A 16,524-nucleotide genomic window follows, 5' to 3' on the forward strand; every position below is an offset into this window, starting at 1 on the left:
AGCAACATTTACATTTTCTTTAACAAGATCTCTATTAAAGGGCCTCATCGTCTGAAAGACTGTTTTTTGCTATCAATGCCACCCCTTTTTGCAACATGAGGTTGTTGGGATAGGTAACCAATTCACCATTGTCCTTTTTTAAGTACAAATGAAAGGCCTTTATATCCATTATTTCGGTTTCTTCGGCAAAATCACCATCCAAAATCTTGATGCGATCACCGATTTTAAAAGGGAAGGAGAAAAATAAAATAATCCCAGCGGTAATATTGCTCAGTATCGACCAAGTGGCGAAAAGGGCAACCCCTATTACCGCAAAGACCGAAGAAAACAGCAGGCCGATTTCCTTGAAATTCACGCCCCAAATAAAGGTAAACACCCCAATACCCACTGTAAAAAGGGCAATATTCACATATTTAATGATCAAACGGGTTCGGGCTTGGTTCAAGTCGCTGATCCGGCCGATTCTTCGTATTGTTTTGGTACTTAAATATTTTAAAATCAAAAGTGCAACAAGCGAAATAATCGTTACCAAAATTTCTTGTTGGTTAATGGCAATAAATTCTTCCATAAATTAAAGTCCTAATGTATCGCGCAAAGATAAACTGTTATTTCCATTTTGTCGCCAATACGGAGTTTTTATAGTTTTGATCTTTGATGCTTTGGAAACCATGGTTCTGGCATTATCCCCATACCCGCTTGTGAAAGAATCGGACCAACTTTCAATACTAAAAGGGAAGTCAGAATTGAAGTTGATTTCAAGTGTTCTTTGCAATGTGGGATACGTTATTTTATAGGTGGTGATACTCTCAGAGGTATCTACACTTGCACTAACCGGATATGGCTTCAACTCCTTATGGGATACCCGAAGAAATTCAAAGGAAGGAATCATTTCAAAATTACCAAGCGGTAATGCAGAGGGATTGATTCTGATTTTGTTCCAAAGTTCATTTTCGAGCAGGTTCTTTTCTAACATGAAATCTTTATCCCCTTCATTTTCGAAATATGAGAATGACTTAATATTGAATTTTTCCCGATTGTTCAATTGGGTAAAAACATGTCCGCACCAATCCTGGGACGAAAAAGTGACTTTCAAGGCATGTTGATTGTCATGTACGGGATAAAAACTACTGTTCATTATCGAATAAGGATAAATTCCTGTAAGATATTTTTTTGTACTGTTCAATTTTAATACCGGAATATTCGTAGGGTCATTTTGATCTGCTTTCACTTGCAGGTCGGCAACAAAAGGTTCGGTAACATATATCAAAACGGCTTTCCCTTCCCGTAACTCGCCATAATGGGCCTGTTCCAACGCATAGGAGGTTACTTCGGCATTTCCGGCATACCAATAATCTTTGAACTCTTTCGATAATGGTTTTTTAGATATGGGTTTTACCGCAGTTTTGTTCATAGCCATGTCGCCAATTCCCTCCTGATTTTTATTTTCATGACAGGATTCGAACACTATGCAAATTGACCCAAAAAGTACCAGTAAACCTTCTAATTTCAACCACTTCTTCATAGACCCTTTTTTATAAAACTACTTAAAATCGATTAACCTACCATATCCATTAACGTTTTGTAAACTAAATGGGTGGGCAATCCTACAACATTGGTATAAGAACCTTTTATTTCCTCAATACCTATAAGTCCGATCCACTCTTGAATGCCATAACCACCGGCCTTGTCATAGGGTTTGTAGTTTTCTACATAAAACAGGATTTCCTCTTCGGAGAGTGACTTGAACTTAACCTTTGTAGTGTTGTTCACCGTTTTACGGGAGGTTTTGGTGGTAAAAGAGACTGAAGTGATGACGTCATGCCAGTCATTCGACAATGCTTGGAGCATTGCACATGCCTCTTCTTTATTTGTCGGTTTGGCCAAGGAATTTCCCTTTTGCCAGACTACGGTATCCGAGGTAACCAATATCTCCCTATCAGAAAGACAACCGGTAAATGCATTGGCTTTTAATTCAGCGAGATAGTCAGATATGTCGCTTCCTTTCAAATCCGATGGGTATACTTCATCGACTTCCTTTAAGCGTACCTCAAATACGAAGCCCATATCCTCAAAGAATTGTTTCCTTCTTGGGGAACCCGAAGCCAAAATTATCTTATAACCTTCCAATTTATTCTTCCACATAGCTAGGCATCGGCATCGCTGAAGTCTTCAAACCAATCGCCACGGACCTTCAATACTTGTTCAACCACATCACGTACACATCCATCCCCGCCACTTTTATGGGAAATATATTTACAGGTCGCTTTTACTTCTTGCACGGCATTTTGGGGGCAGGTAGGTAAGGCTATCATCTGCATTGGGGCTATATCCGGCAGGTCATCACCCATATACAATACGTTGTCCGGGGATATGCCGTAATCCTCCAAATATTCGTCAAGGGGTTCCGCCTTATTGTGGGCACCCATATAGAAAGTAGTTACACCCAAGCCCTGTAAGCGCATTTTTACGCCTTCATTGGTACCCCCTGTTATTATACATACGTTATATCCTTTGTTCACTGCAGTTTTAAGGGCAAATCCGTCTTTTACGCTCATTCTTCGTAATAGTTCACCTTCAGAAGTCACCAGTACCGTACCATCGGTAAAAACGCCGTCCACATCGAAAACGAAAGTGGTAATGTCCTTTAAATATTGCTTATAACTTTTATCCATAGGTTGTTCGAATTGATTTACTTAATAGGGAGTATATTTTCTTTTGTTTTTTACTTTTCAATTGGGCCAAATGCCTTTTTATCGTGCCCTTGTCGTTTCTTCTAGCAGGTCCCGTTTGAGCATCAAAAGGGGATAATCCCTCTAATTTACGGGCAGTTTCTTTAATCAATGGAAACAATAATTCAAACGGAATTTCTTTCTGCTCACAGAGCTCATGGGAAAGATGATACATGTGATTGGTAAAATTGTTGGCGAAAACGGCCGCCAAATGCATGGCTTTTCTTTGCTTGGTCGACAAAGGTACCACGGTATCCGATATGGCGGAGGCCATATGCTTTAAAAGCTTAAAATCATCTTTATTTGTGGTTTCAATGCAAATCGGAATTTCTTTAAAATCAACGATTCTGTTCGCACTGAAGGTTTGAAGGGGATAAAATACGCCTCGCCTAACACCTTTTGGCAAGGCTTTGATAGATACACTACCCGAAGTGTGCACCAATAAGCCTTTTTTTAGGTTCAATTGTTTCGATAACTCCGATATGGCGTCATCGCTGACCGCCAGAACATAGATATCCGCGGTTTCAATTTTCGTGAGATCCGATGTTGTCTTTGTATTGGCCCCAAAATACGATAACATTTTAGGATTGCGAGCATAAACCTGTGCGACCTCAAGTTCTTCCTGGGCCATAAAGGCCTTAAATAAATGTTTGGCAACATTACCAGCTCCTAGGATAACTATTCTGATCATACTGCGAAAATAACCATATAATTAATCTTGTTGAAAATTTTTGGAAAGTATCGAATCTTCGTTTACGAATTTCATGCCATTGGGTTATTGTAAGAATCTCGAGCCTTTTGTCGTAATGGTTTGTCACCGCAACGCACTCAATTATTTTTGGCTTTGTTAAAAGCCCTTTTATTATATATAAAATACCGTATTTTTGCAGCTGCATAAAACAGACATGGCGCTTTATGAAGGATTTATTAAAAAAAATATTTTTCTCGACCCGTTTAATGGCGGTATTGTTTCTTGTTTTTGCCACGGCTATGGCCTTTGGTACTTTTATCGAAAGTTGGTATAGTACGGAAACGGCTAGGATATGGGTGTATAATGCCACATGGTTCGAGCTGATCATGGTGTTTTTCGTCATTAATTTTGCAGGAAATATTTTCAAATATAAACTTCTGAGAAAGGAAAAATGGCCTGTATTGCTGTTACACCTGTCGTGGATATTGATCATCCTGGGTGCTTTTGTGACACGATATATCAGTTTTGAGGGAATGATGCCGATTAGAGAGGGGCGATCCGAAAAGGTTTTCTACTCTGATAAAACCTTTCTTACCGTAAATATGGATGGTTTGATCAATGGGGAACCCCGCAGAAAAATTCTCGAAGATGATCTAATCGTGACTCCAGAAGCTATAAAATCGAACTTGCCATGGCATGTGGATTTTAATGGACAGCCAGTTACCATTTCTTACGTAGATTTTATTAAAGGGGCCAAAAGAGGTTTGGTGCCAGATGAAAATGGCGAGCAATACCTGAAAATTGTTGAATCTGGAGGTGGGCAGCGCCATGAACACTATTTGGAAAATGGTCAAGTTGCCAACATACACAATGTATTGATATCGTTGAACAATGAAACCCAAGGGGCCATAAATATCTTCACAACCGCCGATGGTTCTTACCAAATTAAATCCCCTTTCGAGGGTAATTTTCTTCGAATGGCCGATCAATTTCGAGGTGAGTTGGTAAAGGATAGTTTACAACCTCTTCAGCTGCGATCGCTATATAACGTGGCCGGAATGCAATTTGTACTTCCGGAGCCAATGGTAAGGGGTTCTTATGGGGTCGTCAAGATTCCTGAGGAAGAAGTGACTCCAATGAGTCAGGATGCACTGGTCATTGAAGTGAGTACCAATGGGGAGTCGGTACAACAAAAGTTGTTAGGGGGTAGGGGAACCACAAGTTTTTCTAAAAGTATAGAAGTGGGTGGCTTGGATTTCACCATGGCCTATGGCTCTAAAGTCTATGAGCTTCCCTTTAGTATAAAATTGAACGATTTTATTGCGGAGAAATATCCTGGAACCGAAAAAGGATACGCCTCATTTATGAGCAAAGTAACGATTGAGGACGAACGCCCTTTCGATTATGATATCTACATGAACCATATCTTAGACCATAAACGATATCGTTTTTTTCAATCTGGTTTTGATCAAGATGAACGGGGTACCACGCTTTCGGTAAACCATGACTTTTGGGGGACCTGGATAACATATATCGGTTATTTCTTGTTGTATGCAGGCCTCATGGGAATCATGTTCTTCGGCAAGACCCGTTTTAGGGATCTGGCAGAATCATTGGATAAAATAAAGGCGAAGAAGGCGGCATTGACTGTTCTCTTGATTATCGGTTCCATAATGAATATTTCCGCACAGGAACACGCTGAGAACGATGGGCACAATCATTCCAAAGTCCCTACCAGCGAACAGATAGATTCTCTTTTGACCGCTAGCATCGTGGATAAGGAACATGCTGAACGCTTTGGCAAAATGGTGGTGCAGGATGAAGGGGGCCGTATGAAACCCATCAATACATTTTCTTCTGAACTGCTCCGAAAGCTCAGCTTAATGGATACCTATAAAGGCATGAACTCTGATCAGGTATTTATTTCCATGATGATGAATCCTGCTATCTGGTACAATGTGGAATTCATCGCTCTTGATAAAAAAGCTCAGAACGATAGCATCCGTAAGATAATCGGAGTCCCTGAAGGCCAGAAATACGTCAAGGCAATTGATTTTTTCGATAGTAAAGGACAATACAAACTGGAGCCCTATCTGAGAGCGGCAACCGCAACGAACAATCCGAACAAATTTGAACAGGATTTTAAGGATGCCAATATTCGCCTGAGCCTTTTAGATCAAGCATTGAGTGGACAAATCCTAAAGATTTTCCCACTCCTGAACGATGAGAACAACAAATGGGTCTCCGCTGTGGAATATCGAAGCGGACAATATCAGGTAACCGATACATTGTATTCCAATTTTATAAAGAATGCGTTACCCTATTACCTTATGTCTTTGAACAAAGCCAAAGGAAACGGGGATTATTCGGAGGCCGATAAATTGTTGTCGGCTTTTAAACGAAATCAATTAAATCATGGGAATGAGGTTTTACCTTCCGAAACCAAAATCAATACCGAGGTCATCTATAATAAACTGAACATTTTTAACCACCTATATAAACTATATGCTTTGGTAGGCATTCTGATGTTCTTTGTTTTGATCTTCCAAATTTTTAAGGAGCGTGAAATATGGCGTATTGGGACTTATTTCTTTAAGGGAACCATTATCATCTTATTTTTATGGCATACTGCTGGTTTGGTCTTGCGATGGTATATATCTGGCCATGCGCCTTGGAGCGATGCCTATGAGAGTATTCTTTATGTTTCTTGGGCCACTATGGGCATGGGACTGTTATTAGGGCGTAAAAGCGATATGACGATTGCAGCTTCTGCGTTTGTAACCGCCATGTTATTATGGATAGCCCACCAAAGCTGGGTCGATCCCGCGATTGCGAATTTAGTACCTGTACTCGATAGTTATTGGTTGATGATCCATGTTGCGGTTATTGTTGGAAGCTATGGGCCTTTGACCGTAGGTATGATCTTAGGGGTGGTTTCCCTCATTTTGATTACGCTAACCAATAAAAAGAATAAAAAACGAATGAAGCTTAATCTTAAGGAGTTGACCACGATCAATGAATTAGCTTTGATGGTCGGGTTGGTCATGCTTACCATTGGAAACTTCCTAGGAGGACAATGGGCGAATGAAAGTTGGGGCCGTTATTGGGGATGGGACCCTAAGGAAACATGGGCCTTGATTTCGATTATGGTTTACGCATTTGTAATCCACTCCCGTTTGGTTCCTGGTTTACGGGGTAGGTGGTTCTTTAACTTTTTAAGTGTTATAGCCTTTGGCAGTATCATGATGACCTATTTCGGGGTGAATTTCTACTTGGTAGGACTCCATAGTTATGCCAGTGGGGCACAGGTGATTACACCTATGTTTATTTATTACACTGTATTTGGGGTACTTGTTTTAGGGGCTGTAAGTTATTGGCGATATCAGGTAAATTACTCGAAATAACCCAATTATTTACCACCATTGACTTTTAGATCGTTTATACATTGTTCGTCTAAGGATGGAACAGTTCCGCCAGAAATTGAATTGAGCAAGCCTTCTCCTGTTTCAGCCGTCCAATACATCAGGCAATCCTCCGTGGTACAATGACGGCCATGTTCTACATCTTGATGGTCGCTTTGAGGGGTTGTGCCAGCATTCACCAGGCCCAATAAATGGCCGAATTCATGGTTTATCACCGTTGTTTCTAAAACAGAAGTGCTCGGGGCTAAAGGCTGACCACTGAATTCTTGAATTGTTTCCTCAAAAATCACAAAGGACGTGTTTCTATAGGCTACTCCCAATACCGAACCATTTTCAGTATTTTCAGAATATTCACCATCGATAAAGAGTCCAAAAACAGCAATTTTCCCCACATCATTGTAAAACGTTCTTATTTCATCTTCTATTTCCTTTATGTCAGCAATTGAATAAATGCTTTTACCTGGGGATTCGATTGGCTTCAGAGCCACTTTTATTTCACCGGCTTTATTGAGTCGCTCTGCAAGAAATGTTTCAAAATTATCTAGGGTTGTAGTAGTTGGTTTATATCCTTCAACGTAAAATAGCTCAAAGCTCAAATCCTTATATTCCTGGCTAGACAAAAGGTCGTTGGCTGAGTCCCCAACATTTTTTTTGTTTAGCGTGGTGTCAATGGTTACATCATTTCCGCTATCGTCTATAATGGTTTTTTCATCCATTCCATCTTCGGAACAAGCAAAAAACAATAGCACAATCAAAAAATATGTTTTGTGAAATCTCATAACGATAAAACGAACAATTCCTCATATTAGTATTTTAGTATAATTGTAGGGTTTTTATTTTTTTGCAATGGCCAAAAGGGTTGCAAGAGCAAAACTCTCCACATTTAAATATTTTTTTGCATCTTTACTTTATCATGAAGTAAACGAATTATGTTATTCATAGATGTCATTGGATGTGTACCGAAGAAGTAATCGATCTTTGATTATACTTCTTGACCATCTTTTTTTCTACCATTCTACATAATTCTTATAAAATGACCTCTCAAAATAAACTCACGTTTAAACAACTTTACGATTACTTTATCATTGCGGTAACCGGCAAGCAAACCGAGTTTACTTCTGGCAGTATTCGTAAGGCGATCTTTATGCTTTCCATTCCCATGATTTTGGAAATGATGATGGAGTCTATCTTTGCCATCGTAGATATTGCCTATGTTTCACAGGTCAGTGTTAATGCCGTAGCGACAATTGGCCTTACAGAATCGGTAATCACTTTGGTCTATGCCGTGGCCATAGGTCTAAGTATGGCCGCAACAGCCGTCGTGGCCCGACGAGTTGGCGCAAATGACATTAAAGGAGCACGGGAATCGGCCATACAAGCTATATTATTAGGGATCGTTGTGGCTTTGATTGTTGGCGTCTTTGGTTTTATATATGCCAAGGAGATACTCGCCCTAATGGGTGCAGAACAGGATTTGATCAACGAAGGGTATGGGTATACCCAATTATTGCTTGGTGGGAACATCACCATCTTACTCCTTTTTCTGATCAATGCCATTTTTAGGGGGGCCGGTGATGCCTCTATTGCCATGTGGACCTTGGTACTTTCCAACGGACTCAATATCATATTAGACCCCATCTTTATTTTTGGATGGGGCCCTGTACCGGAGTATGGGGTTATGGGGGCGGCCATTGCTACGAATATTGGTAGGGGAACAGCCGTTATGTTTCAATTGGGAATTTTGTTCTTTGGGTGGAGTCGAATAAAAATTGGAGTACAGGATGTTGTCCTTAGACTTTCCGTAATGATGAATTTGATAAAAGTCTCTCTCGGCGGTATTGCACAATTTCTTATAGGTACATCGAGTTGGGTCTTCTTGATGCGAATGATGTCAGAATTTGGCAGCGAGGTACTCGCCGGCTACACCATTGCAATCCGTGTCATGTTGTTTACGCTAATGCCTTCCTGGGGAATGAGTAATGCCGCAGCTACCTTGGTAGGCCAGAATTTAGGAGCAAAACAACCGGAAAGGGCGGAAACTTCTGTTTGGAAAACAGGCAAGTATAATGCCTATTTTATGACCCTGGTTTCTATTATTTATTTACTTTTTGCCCATGATATCATTGGCTGGTTCAATGATAATCCAGTGGTTATCGAGAATGGCGGATTATGCCTTCAAATCATTGCAGCGGGTTATATATTCTATGCCTATGGAATGGTGGTTACACAGGCTTTTAACGGAGCTGGGGATACCTTGACGCCTACCAAGATCAATCTTATTGCTTTTTGGCTATTTCAATTGCCCTTTGCCTATTTGGCGGCCATAACCTTTAAACTGGGGGCCATGGGTGTATTTCTGGCCATTACTTCGGCAGAAGTAATGCTCGCGGTCATTTCGATTATTTGGTTCAGGAAAGGAAACTGGAAGAGGGTGCAGGTATAATCATAGTCAATTCACTTTATTGTCATTGCTGAAGCATCTTAGGTATGCAATCGAAATGATAAAATGATCGTAAATTTTGATACCTTATTAAAGTAGATCAAGGATATTTTGTGCTTTTACCAATTAAATCTTACCAAACAGGATAATTATTGGTCGGCAAAAAGAATTTCATAACTTTAACCGATGCTAAAATAAGAATACATGGGCACACCAAAGAAAGGGATAAATACTATTTGCACCCACGAGGGAGAAATTCATGATGAGCAATTCAAAGGGGCAATATCACCCTTGTATATGAGTACTTCATATGCGTTTGAGGATGTTGAGGTAAAGCGGTATCCTAGATATTTCAATACGCCCAATCAAGTAGCCTTGTCACAAAAAATTGCTGCGTTGGAGCATGCAGAGGCGGCCATGGTCTTTGGAAGCGGAATGGCGGCAATTAGTACAGCACTGTTGGCCTTTTTAAAGGCAGGTGACCATGTTGTACTTCAAAAAACGCTTTATGGAGGCACCTACAATTTCGTAAATGAGGAATTTTCAAAGTATGGCATTGAATATTCTTTTACCGATGGTCTTGAGCCACAAGATTTCGAGACCAAAATAAAGGGGAATACCAAAGTGATATTTGTAGAAACCCCATCAAACCCGTTGCTAACGATAACCGATTTGAAGGCTATTTCCAATATGGCCAAAAAACATGGTTTGGTATCCATGATCGACAATACTTTTGCAAGTCCGGTGAATCAGAATCCAATTGACTTTGGAATCGATATTATCATTCATAGTGCGACAAAATATATGGGAGGACACTCTGATATTTGCGCTGGGGCAGTGGCTTCTACCCAAGAAAATATGGAACGAATTTTTCAATTGGCGAAAAATCTAGGAGGTAGTTTAAGCGATTATACGGTATGGCTATTAGAACGAAGTATTAAGACTATGGGAATCCGCGTAAAGGCCCAGAATACCAATGCCCAACATATGGCAGAGTATCTTGCAGCCCATTCCGACATAAATAAAGTCTACTATCCCGGATTACCCGACCATCCTGGTCATGAATTGGCCAAAACACAAATGTCAGGATTTGGTGGAATGTTATCTTTTGAATTGGATCAAGCGTATGATGCATCCCAATTTCAAAAAGCCTTGAAATTAATAAAACCATCGATGAGTTTGGCCGGGGTTGAAAGTACGGTACTGTCACCTACACAGACTTCACATGCCCTTATTGGACCCGAAGAACGCAAAAATCAGGGAATAGCGGACGGACTTATTCGGTTTTCAGTAGGCATTGAAGAACCGGAAGATTTGATTTTTGATATTGAACAGGCTTTAAAAGAGATAAAGAAAGGGAATAAAGCTGGTCTCTTTAAAGAGCAGTTGACTAAATAGCCTTACTTTGTAGAGATTCAAATAAGTGCGCATTGCTACCTTATATTCGAAATGATTACACTTTAAATACTATTAATAGATGAAATTAGACATCTTGGTTTTCGGTTCGCATCCCGATGATGCTGAACTTGGTGCAGGAGCCACTATAGCAAAGGAAATTGCCAACGGCAAAAAAGTGGGTATCATTGATTTGACCCGTGGTGAATTGGGAACAAGAGGTTCTGCCGAAATCAGGGAAAAGGAGGCAGCAGCATCGGCCGAAATCTTGGGGGTTGCCGTTCGGGAAAATCTGGAATTTGCAGACGGCTTTTTTATAAATGACAAAAAGCATAGAATGGGCGTGATACGCATGTTGAGGAAATATTGCCCTGATATCGTCCTGTGCAATGCTATTGAAGATCGGCATATAGATCACGGTATGGGTAGCAAATTGGTTAGCGATGCCTGTTTTTTAAGTGGATTGGTGAAGATAGACTCGAAAATGGAGGGTGATGATCATTGGCAAGAACCATGGCGTCCCAAGCACGTCTACCACTATATTCAATGGAAGAATATAAAGCCGGATTTTGTTGTAGATGTTTCTGGTTATATCGATAAAAAAATCGAGGCTATCTTAGCGTATTCTTCACAATTTCATGACCCCAATAGTGATGAGCCAGAGACACCCATCAGTAGTAAGAATTTTTTGGATAGTGTAAATTATCGGGCAAGGGACTTAGGCCGTTTGATAGGGGTAGACCACGGAGAAGGATTCACTACGGAGCGTTTCCCTGGCATAAATAGATTGGAAGATTTGATTTAACCTGCTTTCTTTAATTTGTTCCTGACTTTAGGCAAAGTAAAATAAAAGCAAGAACCATTGGGCGCAGCGCTTTCGACCCATATTTTACCATTGTTCTTTTCTACCATTTCCTTACAGAGCGACAATCCTAAACCTGTGCCTTTTTCGTCGTTCGTACCATAAGTAGTCACATTCGAATTTTTTTCAAAAATTTTCTTTTGGGTGGCCTCATCAATACCAACCCCGGTATCACGAACCGAAATTTCCCATGCGGTGCTCCGTTCAACGGCATCAAAGGTTATATACCCCCTCTCAGGAGTGAATTTTATGGCATTGCTCATAAGATTGCGTATGACAATATCGATTTGGTCACTATCTACCCACGTATGGATATTCGTGCTCATTTTATTAACAATAGTGAGGGATTTCGCTTTGGCGGTTTCAGAAAGTAGATTTATATTTTCATTTACCAGATTATCAATTGAAACAATACTAGGTTTGGTTACGGATCCATTCATTTGCGTTCGGCCCCACGATAATAAATTATTAAGTGTAAATGATATATGGTCTATATCCGAACTAAGTTTGGGGATAAACTGCAAGAACTCCTTACTATCTATTTCCCCATCCTTGTAAAGTTTCAATAGTCCTTGGAAAGCAGCGATCGGACCTCTTAAATCATGACCGATTATAGAGAATAATTTGTCTTTGGTTTCATTGATATCGCGAAGCTCCTTCTCATTTTCAACCAATTTTGCGGTTTTATGGTAAAGCTCTACATTCAGTCTTTTCTGGATTTTTTCATTTCTTCTTACAATCAGGGTCACAATCAAGAATATGGTGAGAATGAGTAAGGCGGCATAGATATACCTTTTTTGACTGGCGAGCGCTTTTTCATTTTCGACAATGAGATCTTCTTTCTGTTTTTCAAAATCAAGCTTTGTGACCAACATGGTAAGATTTTTTTCATTTTTATTGGCCATGATCGTATCATGAAGGGTATGATATAGTTCATGGAATTTTAAAGCTGATACATAATCTTCTTTGTTCTTATTTATTTGATATAAGATTTTCGCACTTCTTTGAGTTTCTTCATAAAACTTTATTTTCTTTGAAATAGAGAAGGCCTTTAAGGCATACAGTTCGGATAAGCTATCTTTTTGTTGGCCTAAATAAGTTTCAGATATACCATTTAACATCGTGGTTTCCCCTCGATTATCTTCCACATTTTTATGGATCATTTCACTTTGCTTGTACCAATATAGGGCCCATTTATAATCCCCTCCCTTCAGGTAGGTCTTACCTTTGACCTCATAGGCATAGGCTAACCAGTCCATTATATTATGCTTTTCAAAAACAGTTAGACTACTGTTTATATTGAACATGGCATACTCCAATTCGCCCATATCCGCATAGACCGAAGCCAAATTACTCAATGTTTCTGCCGTATAGATTTCATTGCCTATTCTTTCATTGATTTTTTTAACGATTTTATAAAAATGAATAGCTTGGTCGTAATCGTACTGCGAAGCATAAAGATTGGCGATATTTTCATTGATGATAGATAACATTTCATCATCAGCGATATGGGTAGCAAGTTCTATACCCTGTAAATAACGACTTAACGCCTCTGCATAATCCCCTTTATAATAATAAACACTAGCTATATTGTTTTCTATGTTGAGGATTAATTTTTCATCATTGATATCTTTGGCCAAAAGCAGCGCTTTTTGATAGTAGGCTATCGATTGGTCATATTTACCTTGATCCTCATAGTAGGTGCCTAATCCGAATAAGGACTTACTTTGGCCGAGTTCATCATTGGCATCTGAAGCATTGGTATAAGCCTCTTTTGAAAGTAAATAAAGACTATCGGATTTATAATAGCGCATCTCTTCGCCTAAATCATTGAGCAAAGTGATATGTAGGCTGTCTTTAGGGCTAAAATCCCTTTTTTTGCGCAAATGGTTGATTTGGTCTAGAAGACTATCCCTACGTGGTATTTGGGAATGTACTTCGGCATATCCAAGAGATAGAAAAACCAGTAGCAAAGCTAACTTTTTCAGTTGGGACATTAGATTTTTTTTCTGTTTCAACGGCATACTATTGAAAACACCTATTGGATTAAGGGAATAAAAGTAAATCCCATTCCTATGGTTTGATAATAAATGTTGTGAAAGCCCAATTTTTGTGTGTTTTGTCTATAAAAAAGTGCATTTAGTCGATAAACCAGCGTGATTTTAACAATAGGGATTCACCAATCATAGATTTTCTTAAATATAGTTTTTAGCAATCTTTTAAAATTATACCCTGTTTAGTTGGAAAGATCAAGGAAAAAAAATTAACTTTGCCACCGCTTTAAATGGTGGTTGTAGCTCAGCTGGTTAGAGCGCTGGATTGTGGTTCCAGAGGTCGCCGGTTCGAACCCGGTCTTCCACCCTATAATACAAAAACCCTGACGAGAATCGTCAGGGTTTTTTTATACTGAGGCTTCTTATTTTGAAACTTTATCCACGACAATTTTTTGATCTCGATTGGCTATCTCCCATGCCGTAAGGAAAATCAATCGGGTTCTGTTCTCCAAGAGATCATAATTTATTTTATCAGGGGTGTCTGTAGGTCTGTGATAATCATCATGGGTTCCATTAAAATAAAAAATGATAGGAATGTTATTTTTGGCAAAGTTATAGTGATCACTCCTATAATAGAAGCGATTGGGATCGTTCTCATTATTATAGGTATAATCGAATTCAATGTTCATGTGTTTTTTATTTACTTCCTCTGAAAGGTTGTGTAAATCCGTGCTTAATTTATCGGAACCGATCAAATAAATATAATTACGGTTCCCGTCACGTTTGGGATCTATTCTACCGATCATATCAATATTCAAATTGGCCACCGTTTGTTCTAAAGGAAATATTGGATCTATATCTGTATAATATTGGGAACCTAAAAGCCCTTTTTCCTCACCTGTTACATGAAGAAAAACAAGGGATCGCTTTGGGGCATAACCGGCATCAGCCGCTTTTTTAAAGGCCTCCGCAATTTCCAAGAGGGCAACGGTTCCGGAACCATCATCATCTGCACCATTGTTGATTTCCCCGTTTTTGGTTATTCCAATATGATCTAAATGCGATGAGATTACTACATATTCATCAGGTTTGGAAGCTCCTTTTACCACTGCCACGACATTTTCCGAATATATGGCATCACTCTGGGAGATAATATCCAGGTTGAGGTCCGTGGGTAAAATTTTCGTCGTAGAAGACTTTAAGATGTCAGGGTATAATGCTGTTGCGGCCTTTTGGTCCAAAACAATATTCAAGAAATCGGAATCTTGGGTGATAAGGGTTGGATCACTAGAGGGGCGCTCTTTCATTTTGTTGAAATAATTTTGATATCCTCTAAAGTTGGTTTCATCAAAATATAACATCCCAAGTCCACCGTGGTCCTTAATGGCTTTTGAACGTAGCCCATAAGCATCTGACACTTTACTCCATATAGAGTTTTTATGGGTACCTGTTATCTTGAAAGTACCATCATCGTTCATAGGTTCGCCAAATTTTACCAAGACCAACTTACCTCGAACATCTAGACCTGAATAATCATTATAATTATCATCATGAATGCCATATCCTGCATATACGATATCCGTAAAATGTCCTTTAGCCCCCTCAAAAGCCAGAAAATCTTCCCCAAGAACATAGTCGGTACCATTGATTTGAATAACGCCTATAGGCATTTTGTCAATTTCCAAAGGAACCTCCTGATAATAGTCGCCATTTCCATTTGCTGCGGGAATACCCAAAGAAATATATTCATCCTTTATATATGCTGCCGCTTTATGTTGTCCTGGTGTCCCTGTTTCCCGACCTTCAAATTCATCCGAAGCATAAATAAATAGATGTTCTTTTAATTCTTCGGCAGTTATGGTCGCCGCAAACTTGATTTCGGCCGATAGATGAGGGTTTCCCGATTTTTCAGGAACTGTGGTTTGTGATGAATTACAGGCCATTACCAAACCGACGGCCATTAAAATCAATTTATTCATGAATATTTAATTAGGAATTACCTACGGAATATCAAAAATAATGAAAACCTTATAATATGTGCTTTTTAAATGAACTATAACATCATTACCGATTTTCATTTTTTAGGATTTGGCCTGCAGGTATTGCGTAGGGGAGATTCCTTTTTGTGCCTTGAATTGACGATTGAAATTTGAAATGGAATTAAAACCGGATCGGTCGGCTATTTGTGCTATGGAAAGGTTAGAGCTATGGAGCAACTGGCTCGCATGTTCCAGTCTCAATTCAATTAAAAATTGAAAAAACGTTTTGTTTGTCTGTTTTTTGAAAAAACGACAGAACGCATTTGGGGTCATATATGCAAGTTCTGCTACCGTTGCGAGACTTATATCGTTTTGAAAGGAATTGACAACAAAATCAAATACCGACTGCAAACGTTGCCCATCCCGACTCCCAATTTGTTTAGGATACATAAAGCCCGTAAGTACTTCCCGTTTTGCCTGACAAAGTATTTTAATCAATCGAAGAAGATTGATAAAGCGGGTTAGCTTATCCTGATCCGGAATCTGACATAATAACTTATGAACCTCCTCTTTATGGGATAACAGTTTAAAACCATTCTTTGCATTCGTGAAAAATGGACGGATTTCCTCCAAATCAGCTAATTCGAATAGATATTCCCCAAAGGAATCCCTGGTAAAAAATAAGGAAATCATTTTTACCTTCCGTACGGTTCTATCGCTTTGGAAAAGATGTGGACAATTTGGGCCGATGACAAAAAATTCCCCATTTTGGAAATGGTGGATGCTATCCCCAGTAATTAATTTTCCTTGCCCTTTTAGTATCAGACTCAATTGCAACTCTTTATGTTGGTGCAATTGGTTGTAGAATGCTTCCGATTCATCAACCTGGACAATCAGATTTTGGTTCAAGGGCTTTGCTATCTTAAATGGTAGGACTTTCATTTTATGAAATTATGCAAATATTATGCAATAATTATAATCAAGTGAATAAAATAGGTTAATAAACGCATAG

The 16,524-nt window shown here is 39.3% G+C and carries 13 protein-coding genes and 1 tRNA gene; 5 read left to right on the forward strand and 9 right to left on the reverse strand.

The features are described 5' to 3' along the window. Positions 1–34: 34 nt before the first annotated feature. From HPE63_RS01635 to HPE63_RS01655, 5 genes are read right to left on the reverse strand one after another with little or no spacing between them, the layout of a single operon-like run. Positions 35–568 (reverse strand): mechanosensitive ion channel domain-containing protein, encoded by a 534-nt coding sequence (locus tag HPE63_RS01635; RefSeq protein ID WP_188312484.1) that lies wholly within the window; start codon positions 566–568, stop codon positions 35–37. Positions 569–571: 3 nt separating this feature from the next. Then, the gene (locus HPE63_RS01640; protein ID WP_188312485.1) at positions 572–1,522 is read right to left on the reverse strand and encodes a septum formation inhibitor Maf; all 951 of its coding nucleotides are present in this window, start codon (positions 1,520–1,522) and stop codon (positions 572–574) included. Positions 1,523–1,554: 32 nt separating this feature from the next. Further along, a complete protein-coding gene (locus HPE63_RS01645) occupies positions 1,555–2,142 on the reverse strand; it encodes a Maf family nucleotide pyrophosphatase (protein WP_188312486.1) in 588 nt (195 codons plus the stop codon). 2 nt (positions 2,143–2,144) lie between these two features. After that, the gene (locus HPE63_RS01650) at positions 2,145–2,672 is read right to left on the reverse strand and encodes a KdsC family phosphatase (protein ID WP_188312487.1); all 528 of its coding nucleotides are present in this window, start codon (positions 2,670–2,672) and stop codon (positions 2,145–2,147) included. After that, the gene (locus HPE63_RS01655) at positions 2,665–3,420 is read right to left on the reverse strand and encodes a Rossmann-like and DUF2520 domain-containing protein (RefSeq protein WP_188312488.1); all 756 of its coding nucleotides are present in this window, start codon (positions 3,418–3,420) and stop codon (positions 2,665–2,667) included. Before HPE63_RS01655 ends, HPE63_RS01650 begins: the two co-directional genes overlap by 8 nt. Before the next feature lie 224 nt (positions 3,421–3,644). Here HPE63_RS01655 and ccsA point away from each other — a divergent pair, with 224 nt between their 5' ends. Beyond that, positions 3,645–6,824, forward strand: a complete 3,180-nt coding sequence (gene ccsA / locus HPE63_RS01660) for a cytochrome c biogenesis protein (protein WP_188312489.1) — start codon at positions 3,645–3,647, stop codon at positions 6,822–6,824. A gap of 5 nt (positions 6,825–6,829) precedes the next feature. On the opposite strand, the gene HPE63_RS01665 is transcribed toward ccsA, so the two are convergent. Next, positions 6,830–7,591 carry a membrane metalloprotease gene (locus HPE63_RS01665; RefSeq protein WP_317172900.1) on the reverse strand — a complete coding sequence of 254 codons (762 nt, stop codon included), beginning with the start codon at positions 7,589–7,591 and terminating at the stop codon, positions 6,830–6,832. Positions 7,592–7,875: 284 nt separating this feature from the next. Between HPE63_RS01665 and HPE63_RS01670 the strand changes: the two genes are divergently transcribed. The 3 genes from HPE63_RS01670 to bshB1 all read left to right on the forward strand — a co-directional run bounded on the left by HPE63_RS01670 (position 7,876) and on the right by bshB1 (position 11,482). Beyond that, the gene (locus HPE63_RS01670; protein WP_188312490.1) at positions 7,876–9,285 is read left to right on the forward strand and encodes an MATE family efflux transporter; all 1,410 of its coding nucleotides are present in this window, start codon (positions 7,876–7,878) and stop codon (positions 9,283–9,285) included. A gap of 201 nt (positions 9,286–9,486) precedes the next feature. Next, positions 9,487–10,680 (forward strand): trans-sulfuration enzyme family protein, encoded by a 1,194-nt coding sequence (locus HPE63_RS01675; protein WP_188312491.1) that lies wholly within the window; start codon positions 9,487–9,489, stop codon positions 10,678–10,680. Positions 10,681–10,759: 79 nt separating this feature from the next. Beyond that, entirely contained in the window at positions 10,760–11,482 is a 723-nt protein-coding gene (gene bshB1 / locus HPE63_RS01680; protein WP_188312492.1) for a bacillithiol biosynthesis deacetylase BshB1, read from the forward strand. On the opposite strand, the gene HPE63_RS01685 is transcribed toward bshB1, so the two are convergent. Next, positions 11,479–13,536 carry a tetratricopeptide repeat-containing sensor histidine kinase gene (locus tag HPE63_RS01685; protein ID WP_223198020.1) on the reverse strand — a complete coding sequence of 686 codons (2,058 nt, stop codon included), beginning with the start codon at positions 13,534–13,536 and terminating at the stop codon, positions 11,479–11,481. The genes bshB1 and HPE63_RS01685 overlap by 4 nt on opposite strands. A gap of 289 nt (positions 13,537–13,825) precedes the next feature. Here HPE63_RS01685 and HPE63_RS01690 point away from each other — a divergent pair. Beyond that, positions 13,826–13,901, forward strand: a tRNA-His gene (locus tag HPE63_RS01690). 54 nt (positions 13,902–13,955) lie between these two features. Here HPE63_RS01690 and HPE63_RS01695 read toward each other — a convergent pair. Further along, positions 13,956–15,512: a M28 family peptidase gene (locus tag HPE63_RS01695; RefSeq protein ID WP_188312494.1), complete on the reverse strand. Its 1,557-nt coding sequence runs from the start codon at positions 15,510–15,512 to the stop codon at positions 13,956–13,958. Positions 15,513–15,614: 102 nt separating this feature from the next. After that, entirely contained in the window at positions 15,615–16,454 is an 840-nt protein-coding gene (locus HPE63_RS01700) for an AraC family transcriptional regulator (protein ID WP_188312495.1), read from the reverse strand. Positions 16,455–16,524 lie beyond the last annotated feature (70 nt).

This window comes from Maribacter arenosus (genome assembly GCF_014610845.1).
GTDB classification, from domain to species: Bacteria; Bacteroidota; Bacteroidia; order Flavobacteriales; family Flavobacteriaceae; genus Maribacter_A; species Maribacter_A arenosus.